Source organism: Bacillus velezensis, assembly GCF_001461825.1.
Taxonomy (GTDB): Bacteria; Bacillota; Bacilli; order Bacillales; family Bacillaceae; genus Bacillus; species Bacillus velezensis.
Genome location: NZ_LLZC01000002.1, coordinates 15,640 through 33,659 on the forward strand (window position 1 = coordinate 15,640; position 18,020 = coordinate 33,659).

Sequence of the window (18,020 nt, forward strand, 5' to 3'; positions counted from 1 at the left end):
TTTGACGCCCGCTCTATTACTTTAAGGAGGGAACAGAGTGCAAGCAGTCAAACAATTGTCATTCATTCCAGAAGTAAATGAAAAAGAAGTACGTAACATCGTCATTAAAGAGCTCAAAACGTATAGATCATTAAAAACCCAAGCGGAAAATAGACAAGAGCAAAAGGAAAAGGGAATCATCGGGCTGTTTCCGCAGTTACGAAAAAACACTGATTATAATGAGCTGAAGGTCAAGCAGATGGATAGGGCGCTAGAGAACTGCCTTGACCAAGATGAGCGCAGTATTCTTGAAAAGAAATATTTGTCTCCAAGAAAAATAAAGGATTTAGAAATTATGACTGAGCTCGGCCTCAAAAGAGATAAGTTTTATCAGGTGAAAAGACAGGCCATCTACAATATCGCGACAGCGCTCGGAATAATCTGAGGGCTGTCTTTTTGTCCGTTAAATTAAATTCATCTTTAGAGTCTCAGCCAAGCGAGAAGGCTTTATAGTCAAGGCTTTTTTCACTGGTGCACTTATTGGTTGCACGATAAAATTGCAATAACTGAAAGGAGGGGTGCAAGTGATAAAAAGAAAAAGGACTCAGAGGAGTTTAGATAATGGATGATAAAAAGAAAGAGGTTCAAAGAAAATATAGAGAAGAGATTAAGAGAAAGAAACAGCAAAAAGAAGATGATAAAAACTTCACAAGAGAAGCCTTTATTGTTGTGACGATAATCGTGCTGTTTATTTTTTTGAATTTCATGTTCAAAAGTTTTTAACAAAAAATCCCTTATCCCCACTTGTACTTATTACCTATTAAGTTTATTATTGGAATAGGTAGAATATTACCAATAAGAAAAGAGGGAGAGATGATGAAAGACTTAAAAGTGTGGAAAATACTCTTACTAACGTTGGTTTGTTCAGTGATTTTTTCTGTCGTGTTTGTGACTGTTCAAAGGATTGACCTGTATTTTAATCCGTCAGAAGTACCTGTTAAATCGATTGAAAAAATAAAATAACTTGTGTGGGGGATAAGGGAAAGTGAAAAAAATATTCTTTGTAAGTGCTATTGTTGCAGGGTTTTTTATGTCTGGGATCGGTGTTAACACGGTTAAAGCGGAAGAGTATAAAATTGATCCTATTGGAGATGAAATTGGTTCGGAAGATGGACGATCTGATGTGATTGATCCAGTTGTAGCAAAAGATGGTCCAGAAGATGGGGTTAACGATGAATCTAGCGTGCAGCCTAAGATCAGAAAAATATCAGATGACATAAGCTTATTTTCTCTTCTAGGAGCCGGAGAGTGGGATTACTTAGGTTCTTCAACATTTAAAACTCGTTCAAAAACATTCTATTCTGGTGGAGGAGACCTTGGAATTCAGATTTCTCAGCCATATATTGGCCCTGGATTCGCATGGCAGTATAAGCTTGTAGAAGAAGATCCAGTTATCAATGATACAGTCTCTCGCTTTAATTTAGCTAACCAAAAAGGAACATACGAAGTAGTATTCAATGTACGTAGTTTTGTTGATGGAGATAATAAAAAAGCAGAATTACACCTGGAGAAACTAACAAACCCTGCAACAAGTGTCTCTACAAAATGGTGGGATTGATGTAAAAGAGCAAGCCTGAGTGGTTTGCTCTTTTTGTATGTCCAAAAAAACACCGATAAAAAGCCGAGAAAATGCCGACAAAAAGCCGACAAAACGGGGGATAAAATGGGTACTTTTTTTAGCTGCGGTTTGTCATACGATAGAGACAAGAAGAAAACGAACGTGAATATCTGTCCCAAAAGGAGAAACCTGCGGACGCTGATCTTTTGCATGAGTCTATTTGTGCATCTGATTAGTGGCCGCTTTTTTTATGGCAGATTGGGAGACGCACCTTTCCCGTATCAAGTGTGCACTCGGATGTATCGAATGACAATGAAGGCCGTTAGCTTCACAGGAGGAGCGGCTGGAGTCTATGCAGTATTGCGCGCGATAGTCACGGGGAACGCAAACGGTGAGATCCCGATTGCAAGGAAAGTCTTTTAAACCGGCTCTCCATTTTCTTTGCTTACCTCCTGGGGAAAATCGGCGGGCCACAAATAAATAAAAGCGAATAGCGTAAGGCGGTGCTTATTCGGCAAGGAGAAATGAAAGATGAAGATGAGAGACATTTTATCTGCAGAAACGAAACAGCAACTTGAAAAAGAGAAAAGCCCCTCAACAAAGGAAGCTGATCCTTTGACGAGAAGGGATTGGGAAGAAATCATGGGAGTCAGAAAAGACACCTATAAACGGACAGGCGGCCGTATTCGCCGTAAACAATAGTAATATGTTTTTCGTCCATGTCAATTACCGTTAATAAACCATATTTTATAGTGAGTTAAGCCTCCCATTGTTAAGCGAGGATCAACAAAGAGGGAGGCTTTCTCAGTGAATTCGGGCGGTTCTAACAGCAGCATAATATTTGCTTGCAAAATAATTATTCCCTGCAAAATATGGTTTTATTCAGATGATTTAGGCGCTTTCTTAAGTGGGAGGGCGTTTTTTATGTTCTCTGTAAACTGCTTCTAGTAAGTCTCAGAATAGACAATTGGCGGTTAACGGCTTGAATGTGGAGGCAGCAGGCATTCAAAACCGCTATGACCCACGCTTTGTTATACCGTTCTCCTTTAAAGCGTTGAAAATGAATCTTTTTGACCACGTTGAAAACAATTGTGATATTTTCTTACAAATTTTCTTGAAAAGGTTAAAAATTTACTAAAATTTTTATTAAATAAGACTCAATTGATTGACATGACCGATCGATTTGTCCCGTGGTCTAATTTCTTTTCTGCCCATTTATATGATTTATTACTTATCGGAAAATACTAAATTTTCATCATTTTTCTAAACGAGAAACTTTATATACTGGTTTCATAGAAAGGAGGGGGGCATAAAGCAGGAAACGAGTATTAAGTTGTCTGTTGTTAGCCTATGGATATCTTTAAAATCTAAAGGAGGAATTGAATTGAATAAAAAGATAATCACATCCGTCACCGCTCTGATGCTCGCTACTTCCAGTCTGCCTGCTTTTGCCCACGCTAAAGAAAAAGAGGCTGAACCCACTGTTTCCTCAGCACCAGCCGTTAAACAAACAATGAACCTTAATCAGCCTAAAGCCGGAACTGGTATCCCTGGTGTTAATTTCAATGTAAATCTTGACGTCCTCGGCATAGCAAATTCAATCCGAGATGCTGTTGTGCAAAACGCAAATCGACCGGGTTTTGTCAAAAATATGATGGAATCTACTTTTTACTCTGCGGGGCAGAAATATAATGTCATGGTATTTAATTTGGCCCAGAATTACGACGATCACTTCAGAGGCGTCAAATTCTATGGATCTGCCGTTCTAAATGGAGTGGTATACGGGATCTGGGTGTTTGAAGATGGGGAATTCACAAACCAAGGAGATGGCGGCTGGGATAACTGGGCGTTCAGAGGCTGGTTTGACAGAGATGGCAAATACGTAAAATTTTATAGACCGTAAAACATCAAAAAGGTATGCGGTTGAAAAGTGAAGTGACACACCTTTTTGATGTTTTGTAGAAAGCAAACGGAATATAACTTAAGCATCCTTCGGGGTGCTTTTTTATTTGTACCAGGAGGCGATACATCATGAATATTAGAACTATACCAGTAGAAAAGATTAACCCCGCTACATACAATCCTCGGATTGATCTTCAGCCAGGTAATCCCGATTATGAAAAATTAAAGTCTTCAATAAATAAATTTGGTACTGTAGAACCTCTTGTGTGGAACGAGAGAACAGGGAATTTAGTTGGTGGCCATCAACGATTTAAAATACTTATGGAGCGCCAGCCGGCAGAGTTAGAAGTATCAGTTGTAAACCTGAGTGAAACCGATGAGAAAATACTCAATCTTGCACTCAACAAAACCGGCGGCGACTGGGACGAGGATAAGCTCGAACAAATACTAAGAGAATTAAACGATCTTAATATAGACATTGATCCCACTGGATTTAGTACAGAGGAATTAGAAGGCATACTCGATTTAGATGTATCTGAAGATGTTGATTTTGATTTTAACGAGTCTGGGGAAACAAATACTAATGAGAGTTTAGTTGATAGGTTTATCATCCCTCCGTTTTCAATTTTCGATGCTCGCCAGGGGTATTGGCAGGAAAGAAAACGGGCATGGCACGCTATAGGAATTAGTTCAGATGAAGGAAGAGAAGAGAATCTTTTATACCCGGATTTTTCGAAGTACGCAAAAAAAATGAAAGGAACGTCAATTTTTGATCCTGTCTTATGTGAAATAATTTATAAATGGTTCAATATTGATGGCGGAAAAATTTATGATCCGTTCGCGGGTGGAAGTGTAAGAGGGATTGTGGCTTCTTTCTTAAATTATGAATATTACGGAATCGATATAAGGGAGGAGCAGGTTAAAGCAAATAAAATGAACGCAGCTACTATTGAAGGGCTAAAAATGCCTAACTGGATTTGTGATGACAGTTTAAATGTTAACAGTCACATTACTGAAAATGAAATAGATTTGATGTTTAGCTGCCCGCCTTATGGTGATCTTGAAGTTTATTCCGATAATCCAAATGATATTAGCACTATGGAGTATGATGATTTTGTTGCCGCTTATTCGGAAATAATAAAGAGGGGTGCCTCCAGGCTGAAAAATGATAGGTTTGCAGTTTTTGTGGTCGGTGATATAAGAGATAAAAAAGGCATATACAGAAATTTTGTTGACGATACCAAAAAGGCATTCCTGGAATCGGGCCTTCACTTTTATAACGAGATAGTTCTTATTAATGCATTTGGAACAGCTGGTGTAAGAGCAGCGAATACCTTTGTTAATAGAAAAGTAGTAAAGGTTCATCAAAATGTGTTGGTTTTTTATAAAGGAGATCCAAAGAACATAAAGGATAATTTTAAAGAAATTGATGTTTCCCACTTGGAAGAATTTATTGAGGAAGCATAAATAAAAAGACGCCCCATCAGGCGTCATCTTAAAAAAGAAGTTAATGAAACTTTACGAGGGCGTTGGTTATATTTCTTTGCGATAGCCACTGCTTTTTCATTTACTCTAATCAAGTAAGGTTCTATTTTAATTATCGCTTCCTCTCGGCTTAAGTGCCCCATTTTGTAGGCTGCACGAGCCGCTTCTGCCGTAGTTTTAAGATCTAAAATATCTTTATTCATATCTATCCTCTCCTTTGCTCTGACAGCATATATGAGTCCTACACAGAACTCGAGAGGTTTTTGGGAAAAAATCAAAAAAAGAGGGTGCTGCTAACACCCTCCAATCACAACAGAGATAGCTCCCTGTCGAGAGCGTGATCATGACGCGGCCGCGTTTGTGGGAAATCACGCTCTGATTCATATTGTAATGGAGGACGGGGAGCATGACAAGAGAAAAAACAAACGTATGTTCCTATTCTGATGAAGAGAAGGAAAAGCTTCTGCTTTTACATAAAGCCGATGTTCTTGAAAATATCAGTGAATCAAAAGAGAAGTATCGGAAAATCGTTAGTGCAGGCATTGCACAGTGGATCAGAGACTTTCAAAACGGTCGAATAGAGGTAAACACTGTGGACGACTTAAAAAAGCTCATAGAGCTTGATATACAGCTTCAGAAGGATGAAGAAATATAAGTTATCTCACATTTTTGTGTTTTTCTCTCCTCTTAGTATAATATTCATAAAGGGGAGGTAAAACATGGAAGTCATTCATTATAATAGTTCTTAGTAACTTGTCATAAGTCCTTAGAGAATATAAAAAATATAAGGAGCGAATTTAATGACATTAAATTTTACAAAAGAGCAGCGAGCTATATTAATCAACCAAATGGAAATCCTAAAAAGATTAGACCCTCAAAGCGAGGCTGAATATGAAAGAAACATAGAAGTGCTTTATAATGGCTATTCTCACTTTTATGAAGAGATTTTTGGGCACATTGAAGATGAGTTTTCTCCTGAAATTACCCGTAAGGTTTTTGATGTTTTAACTATGTATAGAGCTCTATATTTTGGCTTCAAGAATCTGACAAGTGAAGAACAAGAGGAAATTTCTGAAGAAGATGTTTTATTCCAAGGGTTTGATGGGAATGAAGAACCGGATCATTACTGTTTTGCAAACCATGTTGTGAAAGAAGCGGGACTTTATTCTGAAATGGAAGACCTGATCAAAGAAGGAAAGATAGAAATGAATTCTCATAGAAACAGAGTTCGTTATTATAATGAGTTGCTCTCACGTTGGACAAAAGTCAGAGAAGATGCTGGCGGAGAACATCTAACACTTCAACAAATAAAAAATGTATTAGGTAAATGATCAAAAGGCCTCGTAAGGCCTTTTTGATTTTCTAAAAACAAACTCAAACTCAATTAGATGGCTCGGGGGTGGGTGATGATGTAATGCCAAGAAAAAGAGATCCACGCAGAGACGAGGCTTTTCATTTGTGGAAAGAGAGCGGCGGAACCAAGAAATTAAAAGACATTGCCGATGAATTGGGCGTCACCAGCAGCACTGTCCGCAAATGGAAAGCGAATGATAAATGGGAAGAAAAAATCAATGGGAGCGCTCCTAAATCGAAAGGGAGCGCTCCTTTTCGTCCGGGCGCTCCAAAAGGTAACAAAAATGCCCGGGGTAATAAAGGAGGCAAGGCGCCGCCTGGCAACAAAAACGCCAAAGGGAACAGAGGCGGTGCCGCTCCCAAAGGAAATAAAAACTCTGTGCGTACAGGTGAGTATGAATCAATCTTGTTTGATTTCATGGATGATACAGAAAAAGAGCTGTTTGATCAGATTGAAACTGACCCGCTCTATCAAATTGAGTTAACGATCCGGGAGCTTTATTTAAAAGAGCGGCGTATGATGCAACGCATTATGAGAATTGAAAATGGATTAAATGAGAAGCAGCGCCGTGTTCTTCAACAAATGCGCAAGGTAAAAGACATCATCCCAACTAATGACAAGAAAACAGGACTTGTAAAGCATGTGCCGCTTATGAACGAGCGGCTGGTTGTCACGGAAGTGGAAGAAACAGCGATGCGGTCCATTGACGATATCTTAAATATTGAAGAAGCAATGACCCGTGTTACCGACAGGCGGCTGAAGGCTATTCGTCAAAAGCATGATATCACCCGCTCTATGGATGAACACGATCTGAAGCTACGCGCCATGTATCTGACAAACGAGACAAAACAAGCTGAGCTTGAACGCTTGACCGCAAGACCTGTGGATAACTCTGTGAATATCATAATAGAGCGTAAGCGCAAGGATAAGGATGACAGCTGATGACTGTTAAAAAAGTAAACCCACATTTCGAGGATTTCCTTTTTGACTGGAACCAAAAGTTTCAGTTTTTGGTTGGCGGCTATGGGTCATCGAAAAGCTATCATGCTGCGCTGAAGATCATTCTGAAATTACTCACAGAGAAGCGGACAGCGCTTGTTATCCGGGAAGTTTATGACACACACAGAGACTCAACCTTTTCTCTCTTCGAAGAGATTGTCAACGAATTAGAGATTGATCACGTTGTTAGGTGTGTTTCGTCACCGATGCAAATACGGTTTCCGAATGGCAGCCGAATTATTTTTAAAGGGCTGGATAAGCCGGCCAAGCTGAAATCAATTAATAACATTTCGATCATATGGATTGAGGAATGTTCTGAGGTGAAGTATGAAGGCTTTAAGGAATTGCTTGGGCGCCTACGTCACCCGACATTGCCGCTCCACATGATTCTTTCTACAAACCCGGTCGGAGAGGATAACTGGACATTCCGGCATTTCTTCAAAGATGACCGCCAAAAACGGTTTGTGCTTGATGATAAAGAGCTTTATGAAAAGCGGACGATCGTTGTGAATGACACCTATTATCATCATTCAACTGCGGAAGATAATCTGTTTCTGCCCGAAAGCTATGTGAAGCAGCTCGATGAACTGAAAGATTATGATCCAGACCTTTACCGTATTGCGCGGAAGGGGCGCTTTGGCGTTAATGGTGTGCGGGTTCTTCCTCAATTTGAAGAGCGTCCGCACGAAGAAGTCATGGAGGCTATCGAAAACATTCACCGCCCACTTAAACGAGTCGGCATGGACTTTGGTTTTGAGGGATCGTATAACGCTATTGTCCGGCTCGCTGTGGACACGGAGAAGAAGTACCTCTATATCTATTGGGAGTATTACAAAAATCAAATGACGGACGATAGGACGGCCGAAGAGATAAAGGAATTTGCGGAGACAAAGGAATTGATCAAAGCGGATGCCGCCGAGCCGAAAACAATCCGTTATTATCAGCAGCAAGGGTTCAATATGGTGGGGGCTCGGAAGTTCCAGGGTTCACGTCTTCAATACATTAAGAAGATCAAGCGGTTTAAAAAGATCATTTGCTCTGACCGTTGTGAAAATACGGTGTATGAGCTGAAGCCGCTCACCTATGCTACCGATAAGCTGGGTCACATCATTGAAGACAAGTTCACGATTGACCCACATACTTTTTCAGCGATATGGTACGCGCTGGATGATTACGAGGTTTCCGATCTTAAAGAAAAACCAAAAGGACGCCCGCAGCGGGCCAGACCGGTTAGGGAAGAAAGGGGGTTATCAGATGACGAAGCAATCAGTCAAAGCACGAGTGATTAAAGCCGCTCCGCCTGCCGAAACGACAAAACAAATATATGCTGATGAATTTGCAGGCCATTACACGGAAAACATGATCATGGAGCCGCCATACAACCTGAAGGAATTAAAAATGATAGCTGAGTATTCAACAATGCTCCAGCAATGTGTGGATGCCTATAGGACAAATATTCTTGGTTTTGGCTTTGACATGCGATACACAAAGGATATCAATTCACATGAAGTAGATCCTGCAGAAAAAGCGGATGCGGATAAAGAATGGCAACAGCTCGAGGAGTTCATAAAGCATCTTCATTTTGATGAATCAGCAGAAACACTGCTCGGCTTCTGTTTAGAAGATCGGGAAAAGACAGGAAACGGATATATAGAGGTTATCCGTAACGGTAAAAATCAGCCTGCCGGCATTGAATACATGGCTGCGGAATATGTCCGGGTGTGCAAGCTATCTGATCCTATAGAAGTTCCTTTCAAATACTTTGAATCAGGTCAACTAAAGACTATGAAAAGGCAGAAGCGGTTTCGGAAATATGCTCAGATGATTGATGGGCGAGTCATTTATTTTAAGGAGTACGGCGACCCGCGCACCCTTAACCTTGAGACAGGGCAGTATGAAGAAAACACTCCTATAGAAAAGCAGGCCAACGAGGTTGTGCATTTTAAGATAGGAAGCGGCGCTTATGGGAAGCCGCGGTGGATCGGTCATATTGTCAATCTATACGGCGCCCGCAAAGCAGAAGAGCTGAATTTCATGTACTTTAAACAAGGCCGGCATATTCCCGCTGCTATTACGATCGAGAACGGAATGCTCTCGGAGGATTCGTATAAACAGCTGCAGGACTATATGAACGGCCTTGAAGGCGTGGAAAACTCACATAAATTTCTTTTGCTCGAAGCTGAAGGGATAGCCAAAGGGAAGAATATTCATGGTGATGAAGAAATCGTACCGGTCAAAGTGGACATCAAGTCACTGGCCGAGATTCTTCAGGAAGATGCTTTGTTCCTGGAATATGACCAAAAGAGCCGGGATAAAATCCGCTCTGCTTTCCGGTTACCGCCGATTTATACCGGGGAAGCGCAGGATTACAACAGGGCGACAGCTGACACAGCCAGAAAGATTACTGAAGAGCAAGTCTTTCAGCCGGAACGAAATGTACTTACCGGCAGACTGAACGCGTTATTTTTAAATGATCTTGAAATTCATAAAGTAGAGCTGCAGTTGAAAGGCCCGGACTTTCAGGATCCGCTTGAAATTGCAAAAGTGCTGACTCCTTTCATTACGGCTGGTGCTGTATCACCTAACGATCTGAGGGATCTGGCCGGGCGCGTACTCGGCAAAACGCTTGAGGAATGGCCGGAGGAAGAATACAATCGGCCAATTGGTAAGAACGAATCAACGCCTGCAGCGGATCCATTTACGGCTCTGTTTAAATCCGAGAGCGGCACTCCTGATGTGATCGGGCTGTTGAAAGATATGCGGGATGTGTTGGAGGATTTGAAAAATGAACAAAACCGATAAGCTGCTGGTCAGTCTTAACTCATTCATTCAAAAAGCCGAGGAAAGCGAAGGTCAGAAGCTTGTGGAGACGATTCCTGACTTCCCCGGCCGCTCTAGGATACCTCGTTACGTGGAAGATTATGAAAAAGGCATCGCCAGATTGTTCAGGAGCCAGCGTAAGAGGTTTTTAAAAGGATTGAACGGCTTTGTAAGCAAAGCTGATTCAGAGACGCTACAGGAGCTTCTGGTGTTTTTTACGCAGAACCTTTTTGCAGAGGATGATTTTCAGGAAGAGTTCCAGGAACTGACCGAGGATTTTCTGCAGCAGACGCTTGAAGAGCTGGCCGCTGTCATAATGGATTCAATCGATCCTGAAGTTCCGTTCAAAGTTCTTTCCGCTCGCTCGATCGACTGGATTAAGGGGTGGTCAAAGAGACTGGCCGAGATTATGCAGCTCAACACACATGAGGCGGTGGAAACGGTGCTGACGGAAGCTATTGACTCAGGCTCGTCTATCCAGGAGATTGAACTGACTCTGAAGGATATGCCGCATTTCGATAGACCGAGAGCCCGGACAACGGCCATAACCGAGGTGCTTGCCGCTTCCTCTGCCGCTCAGCATGAATCTTATACGCAGTCCCCGGCGGTATCTAAAAAGAAATGGCGGCACAGCGGAGGAAAGAAAAACAACCCGCGTGAGAATCATATAGACCTCGACGGCACCATTGTTGGTGTTGATGAAGAATTCAAGATACCAGGAAGCAGCGAAACCTGTATGTATCCGCGAGACACAAAGCTTTCCGCTGCTGAGCGGGTTCATTGTCATTGTGTATTATCTCCTGTAGTAGATAACAAGATTTTAGGTTTGTCAGCTGACGAAAAAGAAGAGATTCGCAGAGAAGCCTTAGCAAACATGGAATAAAATAGTATAATCTCCATATCAAACTAGGAATGGAGAATTAGCTATGGAATGGAGCAAGGTTTTTGATCTTCTAAAAACAATCTTAACTTCATGGCCGTTGGCTGCAGTAGTAATAGTATTTGCTATTCGTAAAAGTCTAAAGACGGTTATAGAAAATAGGCTATTTAGCTTTAAAGTAGGGAACGTAGAGATTATTTTCGATAGACTCTTGGAAAAAGTGGATCAAAGTTTACAAGAGGCGAGTCAACGATCTGAAGAAGAAAAGGTAGATTCTGAGACAATGAAAGAAGCTGAGAATACTAAAACAGAAAAATTTGAATACAAGCTACCAGAGACCCCGCCTTCAATCGTAAAAGAGTCGAATGATTATTCTTACATTGTAGCAACAAAGCCAAGGCTATTAGTGAAAGAATCCTGGAGGGAAGTTGAACGTAAAATTAGAAGTTTAGTGATCGAAAGTGGAGGTAACGATTTTCGTTTCAAGCACCCTAAAAATAGCATGATTTATTTAACTAAAGAATACCCACAGTTAGGGAAAGCACTTAAGTCTCTTTTAGAGCTACGAAACTTCTTATTAAATGAAAACTACGAGCTAAAAAGTGTCGATGCGACTATTTTTCGTTCTCGGTGTCTAAGCGCAATTGACGAATTAAATAAATACATGGAAAAGTCTAATGTTGCAAATTAGTTTCTTGAAAGGAGGTGAACAAAATGCCAAGAGAATTGGTGAACGCAAAAATCACACATGTTTCTTATGTAGACAAGGCTGCTAATCAAAAGCAGTTCTTTTTTATGAAATCAGAAAAACAGCCGGACTTTCAAAAGGAAGTCAAGGTCCTTGCAAAAGAAGCGGACGAGCAAAAACTTGTTTACGGTATCGTTTATGAACCGGACACAGTGGATGCTCACGGGGATTTCATGACAGCTGCAGAAATTGAGAAGGCCGCTCACGGCTTCCTGAAAGATGCCCGTGAAATTGATAAGCAGCATGACTTTCAAGGCGGTGTCGGTGAAGTTGTTGAATCTTATGTCGCCCCTGCTGATTTTGAAATGAACGGTGAAACCATCAAAAAAGGATCCTGGGTGCTTGTGACAAAGGCTTCCGAGGCAGTTTGGGATGAAATCAAAAAGGGCGAGATTACCGGTTATTCAATGGCCGGCATCGCGGATATCGCAAAACAAAAAGAAAAGCCTGTTTCTCCAGAGGACAACCACGAGAAAGGGCTTTTTAATTTGGTCAAAAACTTTTTTAATGCCAGTGTGGCCAAGGGCGCGGTTCGGGACAAATATGACGAGGGGCGCCAACGCCGTGAGTTTTGGGCCGCACAAGATGCGTTAAACTCAGCTTTATTCAAATGGGACTATCCCGGAGAGATGGAAAATGACCCTGCAAAAATCAAAGAAGCTCTGCAAGACTTCGTGGATATCGCTCAGGATGTATTGATTTCCGATGACATTCTAAAAGCGATCGGGCCGAAGCCGGAAGAGCTGCAAAAGGCCGGCCGGAAATTCTCGGCTTCAAGCTTACAAGAAATTAAAAGCGCTCATACCGCTCTCGGCAACTTGCTGAGTCAGGTGGAGACGGAAGGAGAGGAAGAAGAAATGAACTCAGAGGATGTAGCAAAATCCATCGAAGCAGCGTTAGAGCCAATTCAGAAGCGGCTCGCGGAATTGGAAAAAGAGGAAGAACCTAAAAAGAAGAAAGACGAGGAAAAAGCATCTGAGGAAGAAGAGGCTGAGAAGTTGAAAAAAGCCATCACAGACGCTGTTCAACCGCTCGCTGATCGTATTGATGCCATTGAAAAAAGCCGCGGCTTTTCTAAACAAGAAGAGACCACGCAGGAAACCGCAGATGTTAAAAAATCAATCTGGGCCGGGCTTCTTTAAGTAGAAGCGGCAAACACAAGGAGGATCACATGAGAAATCACGAGGTAATTGAAAAGGCAGAGATGACGCTTGCCAGCTTAAAGAGCGGCGGCATGATGAACCCAACACAGGCAAATGCTTTTATTCGAATGGTTCAAGATGCGCCGACTATCTTAAATGAGGCGCGTGTCATTCCTATGGATCACGATACGCAAAAAATTGAGAAGATCGGGTTTGGGCAGCGGATTCTCAGAGCTGCCCAGGAAGGTGTTTCGCTGACAAAAGATCAAAAGGTTGTTCCGTCAACAAGCACTGTCAGCTTGAGCACAAAAGAAGTCATTGCAGAAGTAAATATCACCTATGACACACTTGAAAACAACATTGAAAAAGAGGGATTGCAAAATACAATTATGCAGATGCTCGCTGAACGTGCGGCCGTTGATATTGAAGAGCTGTTAGTAAACGGTGATACAGCATCTTCAGACTCATATCTTGCGCAAATAGACGGAATTCGAAAGCAAGCCACATCTCATATTGTGGATGTAGCGGGCGAAGAGCTGACTCGCCAGGTCTTCAAGCGTGGATATAAAGCAGTTCCTTCAAAATATCTCCGGATTCCGCAGGAGTACCGTTTTTATACCTCTCCTGGCATGGAAGTTGAATGGAAAGACCGAGTGGCTGACCGTCAGACTTCTTTAGGAGACACTGCGGTACAGGGCGGACTTTCTTCAGCGTTTGGTGTTCCGGTCAAAGGCATTGCCAACTTGCAGCCGTACACCACAGGTGAAGGGGATAGCGCGTCAGATGTGTCAGATATTATCCTGACTCACCCGAAAAATATCATTCTCGGTTTTTCGCGCAACATTCGTATTGAAGTAGATAAGGATATCCGCCGCCGTATGTTCGTGATCGTCCTGACGGCTAAGCTGGACAGTAAATTCGAAGAAGAAGACGCTGTGGCTAAAATCATCAAAGTGAAAGAGTAGGTGAATAAAATATGGCCGACACATATACAGCGAAGTTGATAGCAGGTCAGACATACGATGTTATGGGGTATGTCTTCCTGCTTAATCAAAAGCGTGAAGTGGAGAAGCCCGTCTATTCTTATTTGAAGAATAATGAGCAGTTTGAGTGTCATTTAATTAAAGAAGAGCCGAAGGAAACGGAAAAACCTAAAAGCGATGATGACACGGCAACAAAGAAGAAGTACACAGAAACAGATTTGAAGGGCATGAATAAAACTGAACAAGAAGCCATTGTTACTGATCTTGGCGGCAATCCGTCTGACTTCAAGAATGCAGATGAAAGAATTGCCTTCATCCTTGAACAACAAGGAAAAGAAGAGTGAGCGGCATGTTAATTACCCCCGCTGACTTAAAGGCTTACTCGGTTTTTGATTCAGTCAAAGATCGGCCGGACGTGCTGCTTACCCAGGACATCATAGAAGCCGTTGCTGAAATTTCGTTAGAAGTTGGCCATGATTTTTCAGGGGAGGAATATGATCCTCTTCCTGAAAGGGTCAGGCTTGCCGTTTTAAAGATGGCGCAGTTTTATGCACTGATCAATTCGGATGAGTCAATCACAAAAGGATACACGTCCGAGAAGATAGGCGATTATTCGTACACTCTCGGGAATGGAAGCACCATTCAAAAACCCAATATCTATTCACTGATTAAGGATTACGTGGTGCCGGCTGATTCAGATCTTGAAGGCACAGAAGTAAAAATGAGGATGAGGTCTATATGAGTTACCGCTCCTTATTGACTCACCGGTGCGATGTTTATCATCTGCAGGAGAAACACGAAGATCAAAAAATGAGATACGGCGTGCCTGTTCCCGATGCACCGCCTGCTTACTCTTATCCCGATGAGCCTGATATAAAGAGTCAGCCCTGCTATTTTACTGAGAAGAGCCAATCAATTGTTCAGCAGGAGCCGAACGCGGCCATCTATCAGTCATTTATGATTCATTTCCCTGCTTCTGCAGATATTCGAATCAATGACAGAGTGAAATGGGAAGGCACTGCCTACAAACTGCAGCAGCCGCGTTTGATTAAAAATCACCATTGGGAAGTGACGGCGGTCAGGGAGGTTAATTACCTATGAGAATTAAGGGGCTCGATCAATTCGTTCAAGCGCTGCACCAGGCAACCCACGGAGGACTGCGGCAAGAATATGAGATTTGGCTTGAAGGAATGGGGTATCAATTCCTTGATATTGTCCAGGATGAAGTGATCCAGACTCAGACGGTAGACACGCGCCGCCTGCTTAACTCATTTCATAAGGGCGATCAGGAGAACATCTTTTCTATGACAGCCGGTAAATTAAAGCTGGATGTTGGAACGAATCTGGATTATGCCTCTTACGTCAATGACGGGCATTTTACCATTGATCCGTCCAAGAATCAGGACCGTCGCTGGGTGCCGGGCCGGTGGAAAGGTGATCGCTTTGAATATGATCCTGCTGAAAAAAACTCCGGAATGCTGCTGAAGTTCAAATGGGTTGACGGTTCAGGGTATTGGGATAATGCAATGGCCATCTTTGAAATGATGTTTGAGCGCAGTCTTGAGCGGAAGCTCCAGCAATGGATTGAAAATAAATTTTAGGCGGTGGCAGCAGCATGAATAGTGAAGTTGGCTCAATCATGGGCTATCTATACAATTTGTATCCTGTCCAGGTATATGAGGAAGAGATACCGCAAGACTTCGCGGTCCCATCTCTTTACTTCCCGCCGGCTTCTACCGCCGACGGTCCAGACACAGTTTCAACATTTCAGAAAGTCTATGTGCTAAACGTGAAGCTTTTTCATAAAAATGCACAGAAGGCTCATACAGAAGCGGAAAGGATAGCGGATGTCCTTAGAAGTAAGAGAGGATTAATCCCACTCCTGAAGGAATCTGGTGAAGGTACGGGTGATTTTATTCGTCTGTCACGGATTGAAACCCGAGTAACGGATGATTATGCAAGTATTGTCCTGAATTGGACAGGCCGCTATTGGTACGAGCGAGAAGAAAAGCCAGCTCTGAATGATTTTGATTTTACAAGCGGGGTGAAATGATGGCCACTAAGTCAGAAAAAGCAGAAACTGCTTTCTATATCAAGGATTTGAGGGGGCACAGTCGTGAGCTCTTTGGGGTAAAGCCCGAAGTATTTGACGGTGCTCTTTTTCATGTAGACAAAGAAAGAATTACAAAAACAGAAGCGAAGAAGCTCATAACTCAGTTTCTTCAAAAGGAGGTTAAATAGATGAACGGCGGAACATTTACACCAGGCAAGGAAAAAGAGCGTGCGGGTATCTACTTTAATTTTAAAACGACCGCCGAGGATCGTGTGTCTGTCGGTGAAAGGGGAACCGTGGCGCTCCCGATCGCATCTAGTTGGGGAGAGCTGAAAAAATTCATTTCTATCTCTTCCATTGAGGATTTGAATAAGAAGATCGGATTAAACATTGATAATCCTTCGCTCCTTCTGCTGCGTGAAGCAATGAAGAAGGCAAAAACAGTATTGCTTTATCGGTTGACTGAGGGTCTTCGCGCATCTGCAGAAATCAGTGAAGGCGTTAAGGCAACCGCTCTTTATGGCGGGACCAAAGGGAATGACATCATTATCCGTATCACTGAGAATGTCATTGATTCAAAAAAGGTTGATGTCATTACGTATCTCGATGAGTCAGAAGTTGATAAGCAGACCGTAGCGGCCGCGGAGGAATTGAAGGCAAACAGCTATGTATCCTTTACTGGAAAAGGAGATTTGACCGTATCCATCCCGCTTACCGGTACATCACCTGCCGATGCAAGCGGAGACCTACCGGCATCCGCCGGCACCCGTCTTTCCGGCGGCACAGATAAGATCCCAACGAACGCCGACTATATGGATTTCTTAGATGCAGCTGAAACGGAATACTTCGACACCATTGCTCTGCCAGTAGAAGACAATGACCAGCTGAAAGCCACGTTCGTGGCATTTGTGAAGCGGCTAAGAGATAACCAAGGTCAGAAGATTCAAGGCGTCCTCTCGAATTATAAAGGGGATCATGAAGGCATTATCAATGTGACAGGCGGGGTCCTGCTGGAAGACGGTACTGAGATTACGCCTGAAAAAGCTACTGCCTGGGTGGCCGGGGCCAGCGCGGGGGCTACCTTTAACCAATCCCTTACGTTTGTTGAATATGAAGGGGCTGTGGACGTTTTAAACCGCATTGATAATGATGAAATTGTTGAACGACTCGCTAAAGGTGAATTTTTGTTCACTTTCGATCCCCGCGATAAGGCGGTGGCTGTTGAAAAGGATATTAACTCCCTGACCAGCTTAACGGCTGAGAAAAACAAGGTGTTCCAGAAGAACAAAATTGTTAGGGTCCTTGATGCAATTAATAACGATCTGACATCTCAGCTGAAAGCATTAATTAAGTCCAGAAAAGCGAGCGGTAGCGATGTCCCGGCTTCGGATGACGGCCTACAGTTCGTGAAAACCCTGATCACTCAATACATGGGAATCCTTCAAGATGGGGGCGGCATTACGGGGTTTGACTCTGAGTCTGATATCGCGATTGTTCTAAATGAGGATCGGGATGGATTCATCATTGACTTGGCCGTGCAACCTGTTGATGCAGCAGAGAAATTCTACTTTAACGTGGAGGTGAAGTAAGGTGGCTTTTAAAGCGCAGAATACGATATCTGGTAAAGAGGGGCGCCTCTTCTTGGATGGTGAGGAATTGGCTTTTATCAAAACGTTTGAAGCAAACGTGGAGAAAAACAAATCAGAAGTCAATGTCATGGGCCGCCGTATGACCGGCCACAAAACAACTGGTGCGAATGGAACGGGAACAGCGACATTTTATAAAGTCACATCCCGCTTTGTGCAGCTGATGCTGAACTATGTGAAAAAAGGTGAAGATCCGTATTTCACTCTGCAAGCGGTGCTTGATGATAAATCATCTGGCCGGGGGACTGAGCGGGTTACTCTCTATGATGTGAACTTTGATTCTGCGAAGATCGCGGGGCTGGATGTGGATTCCGAAGCATTGGAAGAGGAAGTGCCGTTTACCTTTGAGGACTTTGATCTTCCTGAAAAGCTGAAGGATTCGTTTTAATTAAAATGGTGCCACATTCAGAA

General features: G+C 42.7%; 24 protein-coding genes. 23 read left to right on the forward strand and 1 reads right to left on the reverse strand.

The window, feature by feature from the left end; genetic code table 11:
• The first annotated feature begins 37 nt into the window (after positions 1-37).
• The 6 genes from AR442_RS00930 (at position 38) to AR442_RS00955 (ending at position 4,966) form a co-directional block, all read left to right on the forward strand.
• Positions 38-424, forward strand: coding sequence for an ArpU family phage packaging/lysis transcriptional regulator (locus AR442_RS00930; RefSeq protein ID WP_053285410.1), 387 nt, complete (start codon positions 38-40; stop codon positions 422-424).
• 176 nt (positions 425-600) lie between these two features.
• Entirely contained in the window at positions 601-762 is a 162-nt protein-coding gene (locus AR442_RS20215) for a hypothetical protein (protein ID WP_014304372.1), read from the forward strand.
• A 262-nt stretch (positions 763-1,024) separates the two neighbouring features.
• A complete protein-coding gene (locus tag AR442_RS00935) occupies positions 1,025-1,597 on the forward strand; it encodes a hypothetical protein (RefSeq protein WP_053285409.1) in 573 nt (190 codons plus the stop codon).
• A gap of 531 nt (positions 1,598-2,128) precedes the next feature.
• A complete protein-coding gene (locus AR442_RS20560) occupies positions 2,129-2,299 on the forward strand; it encodes a hypothetical protein (protein ID WP_053285408.1) in 171 nt (56 codons plus the stop codon).
• 718 nt (positions 2,300-3,017) lie between these two features.
• A complete protein-coding gene (locus AR442_RS00950) occupies positions 3,018-3,500 on the forward strand; it encodes a hypothetical protein (protein ID WP_053285438.1) in 483 nt (160 codons plus the stop codon).
• A gap of 128 nt (positions 3,501-3,628) precedes the next feature.
• Positions 3,629-4,966 carry a ParB N-terminal domain-containing protein gene (locus AR442_RS00955; RefSeq protein WP_053285407.1) on the forward strand — a complete coding sequence of 446 codons (1,338 nt, stop codon included), beginning with the start codon at positions 3,629-3,631 and terminating at the stop codon, positions 4,964-4,966.
• 23 nt (positions 4,967-4,989) lie between these two features.
• Here AR442_RS00955 and AR442_RS00960 read toward each other — a convergent pair whose 3' ends face one another.
• Positions 4,990-5,187 carry a hypothetical protein gene (locus AR442_RS00960; protein ID WP_053285406.1) on the reverse strand — a complete coding sequence of 66 codons (198 nt, stop codon included), beginning with the start codon at positions 5,185-5,187 and terminating at the stop codon, positions 4,990-4,992.
• 203 nt (positions 5,188-5,390) lie between these two features.
• Between AR442_RS00960 and AR442_RS00965 the strand changes: the two genes are divergently transcribed.
• The 17 genes from AR442_RS00965 (at position 5,391) to AR442_RS01045 (ending at position 17,997) form a co-directional block, all read left to right on the forward strand.
• Positions 5,391-5,639 carry a hypothetical protein gene (locus AR442_RS00965; protein WP_053285405.1) on the forward strand — a complete coding sequence of 83 codons (249 nt, stop codon included), beginning with the start codon at positions 5,391-5,393 and terminating at the stop codon, positions 5,637-5,639.
• A gap of 145 nt (positions 5,640-5,784) precedes the next feature.
• A complete protein-coding gene (locus tag AR442_RS00970; protein ID WP_053285404.1) occupies positions 5,785-6,315 on the forward strand; it encodes a YfbU family protein in 531 nt (176 codons plus the stop codon).
• An 83-nt stretch (positions 6,316-6,398) separates the two neighbouring features.
• Positions 6,399-7,280, forward strand: a complete 882-nt coding sequence (terS, locus tag AR442_RS00975; RefSeq protein ID WP_053285403.1) for a phage terminase small subunit — start codon at positions 6,399-6,401, stop codon at positions 7,278-7,280.
• Positions 7,280-8,626, forward strand: coding sequence for a PBSX family phage terminase large subunit (locus AR442_RS00980; protein WP_053285402.1), 1,347 nt, complete (start codon positions 7,280-7,282; stop codon positions 8,624-8,626). The genes terS and AR442_RS00980 overlap by 1 nt, the downstream gene beginning before the upstream one ends.
• Entirely contained in the window at positions 8,592-10,139 is a 1,548-nt protein-coding gene (locus AR442_RS00985; RefSeq protein WP_053285401.1) for a phage portal protein, read from the forward strand. Before AR442_RS00980 ends, AR442_RS00985 begins: the two co-directional genes overlap by 35 nt.
• The gene (locus AR442_RS00990; protein ID WP_053285400.1) at positions 10,123-11,040 is read left to right on the forward strand and encodes a phage head morphogenesis protein; all 918 of its coding nucleotides are present in this window, start codon (positions 10,123-10,125) and stop codon (positions 11,038-11,040) included. Before AR442_RS00985 ends, AR442_RS00990 begins: the two co-directional genes overlap by 17 nt.
• Positions 11,041-11,083: 43 nt before the next feature.
• Positions 11,084-11,728 (forward strand): hypothetical protein, encoded by a 645-nt coding sequence (locus tag AR442_RS00995; RefSeq protein WP_053285399.1) that lies wholly within the window; start codon positions 11,084-11,086, stop codon positions 11,726-11,728.
• A gap of 23 nt (positions 11,729-11,751) precedes the next feature.
• Complete coding sequence (locus tag AR442_RS01000; protein ID WP_053285398.1) at positions 11,752-12,927, forward strand: XkdF-like putative serine protease domain-containing protein; 1,176 nt, start codon at positions 11,752-11,754, stop codon at positions 12,925-12,927.
• A gap of 29 nt (positions 12,928-12,956) precedes the next feature.
• Positions 12,957-13,892 (forward strand): phage major capsid protein, encoded by a 936-nt coding sequence (locus AR442_RS01005; RefSeq protein WP_053285397.1) that lies wholly within the window; start codon positions 12,957-12,959, stop codon positions 13,890-13,892.
• 11 nt (positions 13,893-13,903) lie between these two features.
• Positions 13,904-14,254, forward strand: coding sequence for a YqbF domain-containing protein (locus AR442_RS01010; RefSeq protein WP_053285396.1), 351 nt, complete (start codon positions 13,904-13,906; stop codon positions 14,252-14,254).
• Positions 14,255-14,259: 5 nt separating this feature from the next.
• Positions 14,260-14,652 carry a protein YqbG gene (gene yqbG, locus AR442_RS01015; protein ID WP_053285437.1) on the forward strand — a complete coding sequence of 131 codons (393 nt, stop codon included), beginning with the start codon at positions 14,260-14,262 and terminating at the stop codon, positions 14,650-14,652.
• The gene (locus AR442_RS01020; protein ID WP_053285395.1) at positions 14,649-15,011 is read left to right on the forward strand and encodes a DUF3599 family protein; all 363 of its coding nucleotides are present in this window, start codon (positions 14,649-14,651) and stop codon (positions 15,009-15,011) included. Before yqbG ends, AR442_RS01020 begins: the two co-directional genes overlap by 4 nt.
• A complete protein-coding gene (locus AR442_RS01025; RefSeq protein WP_053285394.1) occupies positions 15,008-15,511 on the forward strand; it encodes an HK97 gp10 family phage protein in 504 nt (167 codons plus the stop codon). The genes AR442_RS01020 and AR442_RS01025 overlap by 4 nt, the downstream gene beginning before the upstream one ends.
• Positions 15,512-15,525: 14 nt before the next feature.
• Positions 15,526-15,963 carry a phage tail terminator family protein gene (locus tag AR442_RS01030; protein WP_053285393.1) on the forward strand — a complete coding sequence of 146 codons (438 nt, stop codon included), beginning with the start codon at positions 15,526-15,528 and terminating at the stop codon, positions 15,961-15,963.
• On the forward strand, positions 15,960-16,151 hold the full coding sequence (locus AR442_RS01035) for a YqzN/YkzM domain-containing protein (RefSeq protein ID WP_088461988.1): 192 nt from the start codon (positions 15,960-15,962) through the stop codon (positions 16,149-16,151). The genes AR442_RS01030 and AR442_RS01035 overlap by 4 nt, the downstream gene beginning before the upstream one ends.
• Complete coding sequence (locus tag AR442_RS01040) at positions 16,152-17,552, forward strand: phage tail sheath family protein (RefSeq protein ID WP_053285391.1); 1,401 nt, start codon at positions 16,152-16,154, stop codon at positions 17,550-17,552.
• A gap of 1 nt (position 17,553) precedes the next feature.
• Positions 17,554-17,997 carry a phage tail tube protein gene (locus tag AR442_RS01045; RefSeq protein ID WP_053285390.1) on the forward strand — a complete coding sequence of 148 codons (444 nt, stop codon included), beginning with the start codon at positions 17,554-17,556 and terminating at the stop codon, positions 17,995-17,997.
• Positions 17,998-18,020: the final 23 nt, after the last annotated feature.

Excerpts from the sequence above, each read along its gene's own strand:
- AR442_RS20215 (WP_014304372.1), top strand. The coding sequence starts at position 601 with ATGGATGATAAAAAGAAAGAGGTTCAAAGAAAATATAGAGAAGAGATT.
- AR442_RS20560 (WP_053285408.1), top strand. The coding sequence starts at position 2,129 with ATGAAGATGAGAGACATTTTATCTGCAGAAACGAAACAGCAACTTGAA.
- AR442_RS00950 (WP_053285438.1), top strand. The coding sequence starts at position 3,018 with ATGCTCGCTACTTCCAGTCTGCCTGCTTTTGCCCACGCTAAAGAAAAA.
- AR442_RS00955 (WP_053285407.1), top strand. The coding sequence starts at position 3,629 with ATGAATATTAGAACTATACCAGTAGAAAAGATTAACCCCGCTACATAC.
- AR442_RS00960 (WP_053285406.1), bottom strand. The coding sequence starts at position 5,187 with ATGAATAAAGATATTTTAGATCTTAAAACTACGGCAGAAGCGGCTCGT.
- AR442_RS00965 (WP_053285405.1), top strand. The coding sequence starts at position 5,391 with ATGACAAGAGAAAAAACAAACGTATGTTCCTATTCTGATGAAGAGAAG.
- AR442_RS00970 (WP_053285404.1), top strand. The coding sequence starts at position 5,785 with ATGACATTAAATTTTACAAAAGAGCAGCGAGCTATATTAATCAACCAA.
- terS (WP_053285403.1), top strand. The coding sequence starts at position 6,399 with ATGCCAAGAAAAAGAGATCCACGCAGAGACGAGGCTTTTCATTTGTGG.
- AR442_RS00980 (WP_053285402.1), top strand. The coding sequence starts at position 7,280 with ATGACTGTTAAAAAAGTAAACCCACATTTCGAGGATTTCCTTTTTGAC.
- AR442_RS00985 (WP_053285401.1), top strand. The coding sequence starts at position 8,592 with ATGACGAAGCAATCAGTCAAAGCACGAGTGATTAAAGCCGCTCCGCCT.
- AR442_RS00990 (WP_053285400.1), top strand. The coding sequence starts at position 10,123 with ATGAACAAAACCGATAAGCTGCTGGTCAGTCTTAACTCATTCATTCAA.
- AR442_RS00995 (WP_053285399.1), top strand. The coding sequence starts at position 11,084 with ATGGAATGGAGCAAGGTTTTTGATCTTCTAAAAACAATCTTAACTTCA.
- AR442_RS01000 (WP_053285398.1), top strand. The coding sequence starts at position 11,752 with ATGCCAAGAGAATTGGTGAACGCAAAAATCACACATGTTTCTTATGTA.
- AR442_RS01005 (WP_053285397.1), top strand. The coding sequence starts at position 12,957 with ATGAGAAATCACGAGGTAATTGAAAAGGCAGAGATGACGCTTGCCAGC.
- AR442_RS01010 (WP_053285396.1), top strand. The coding sequence starts at position 13,904 with ATGGCCGACACATATACAGCGAAGTTGATAGCAGGTCAGACATACGAT.
- yqbG (WP_053285437.1), top strand. The coding sequence starts at position 14,260 with ATGTTAATTACCCCCGCTGACTTAAAGGCTTACTCGGTTTTTGATTCA.
- AR442_RS01020 (WP_053285395.1), top strand. The coding sequence starts at position 14,649 with ATGAGTTACCGCTCCTTATTGACTCACCGGTGCGATGTTTATCATCTG.
- AR442_RS01025 (WP_053285394.1), top strand. The coding sequence starts at position 15,008 with ATGAGAATTAAGGGGCTCGATCAATTCGTTCAAGCGCTGCACCAGGCA.
- AR442_RS01030 (WP_053285393.1), top strand. The coding sequence starts at position 15,526 with ATGAATAGTGAAGTTGGCTCAATCATGGGCTATCTATACAATTTGTAT.
- AR442_RS01035 (WP_088461988.1), top strand. The coding sequence starts at position 15,960 with ATGATGGCCACTAAGTCAGAAAAAGCAGAAACTGCTTTCTATATCAAG.
- AR442_RS01040 (WP_053285391.1), top strand. The coding sequence starts at position 16,152 with ATGAACGGCGGAACATTTACACCAGGCAAGGAAAAAGAGCGTGCGGGT.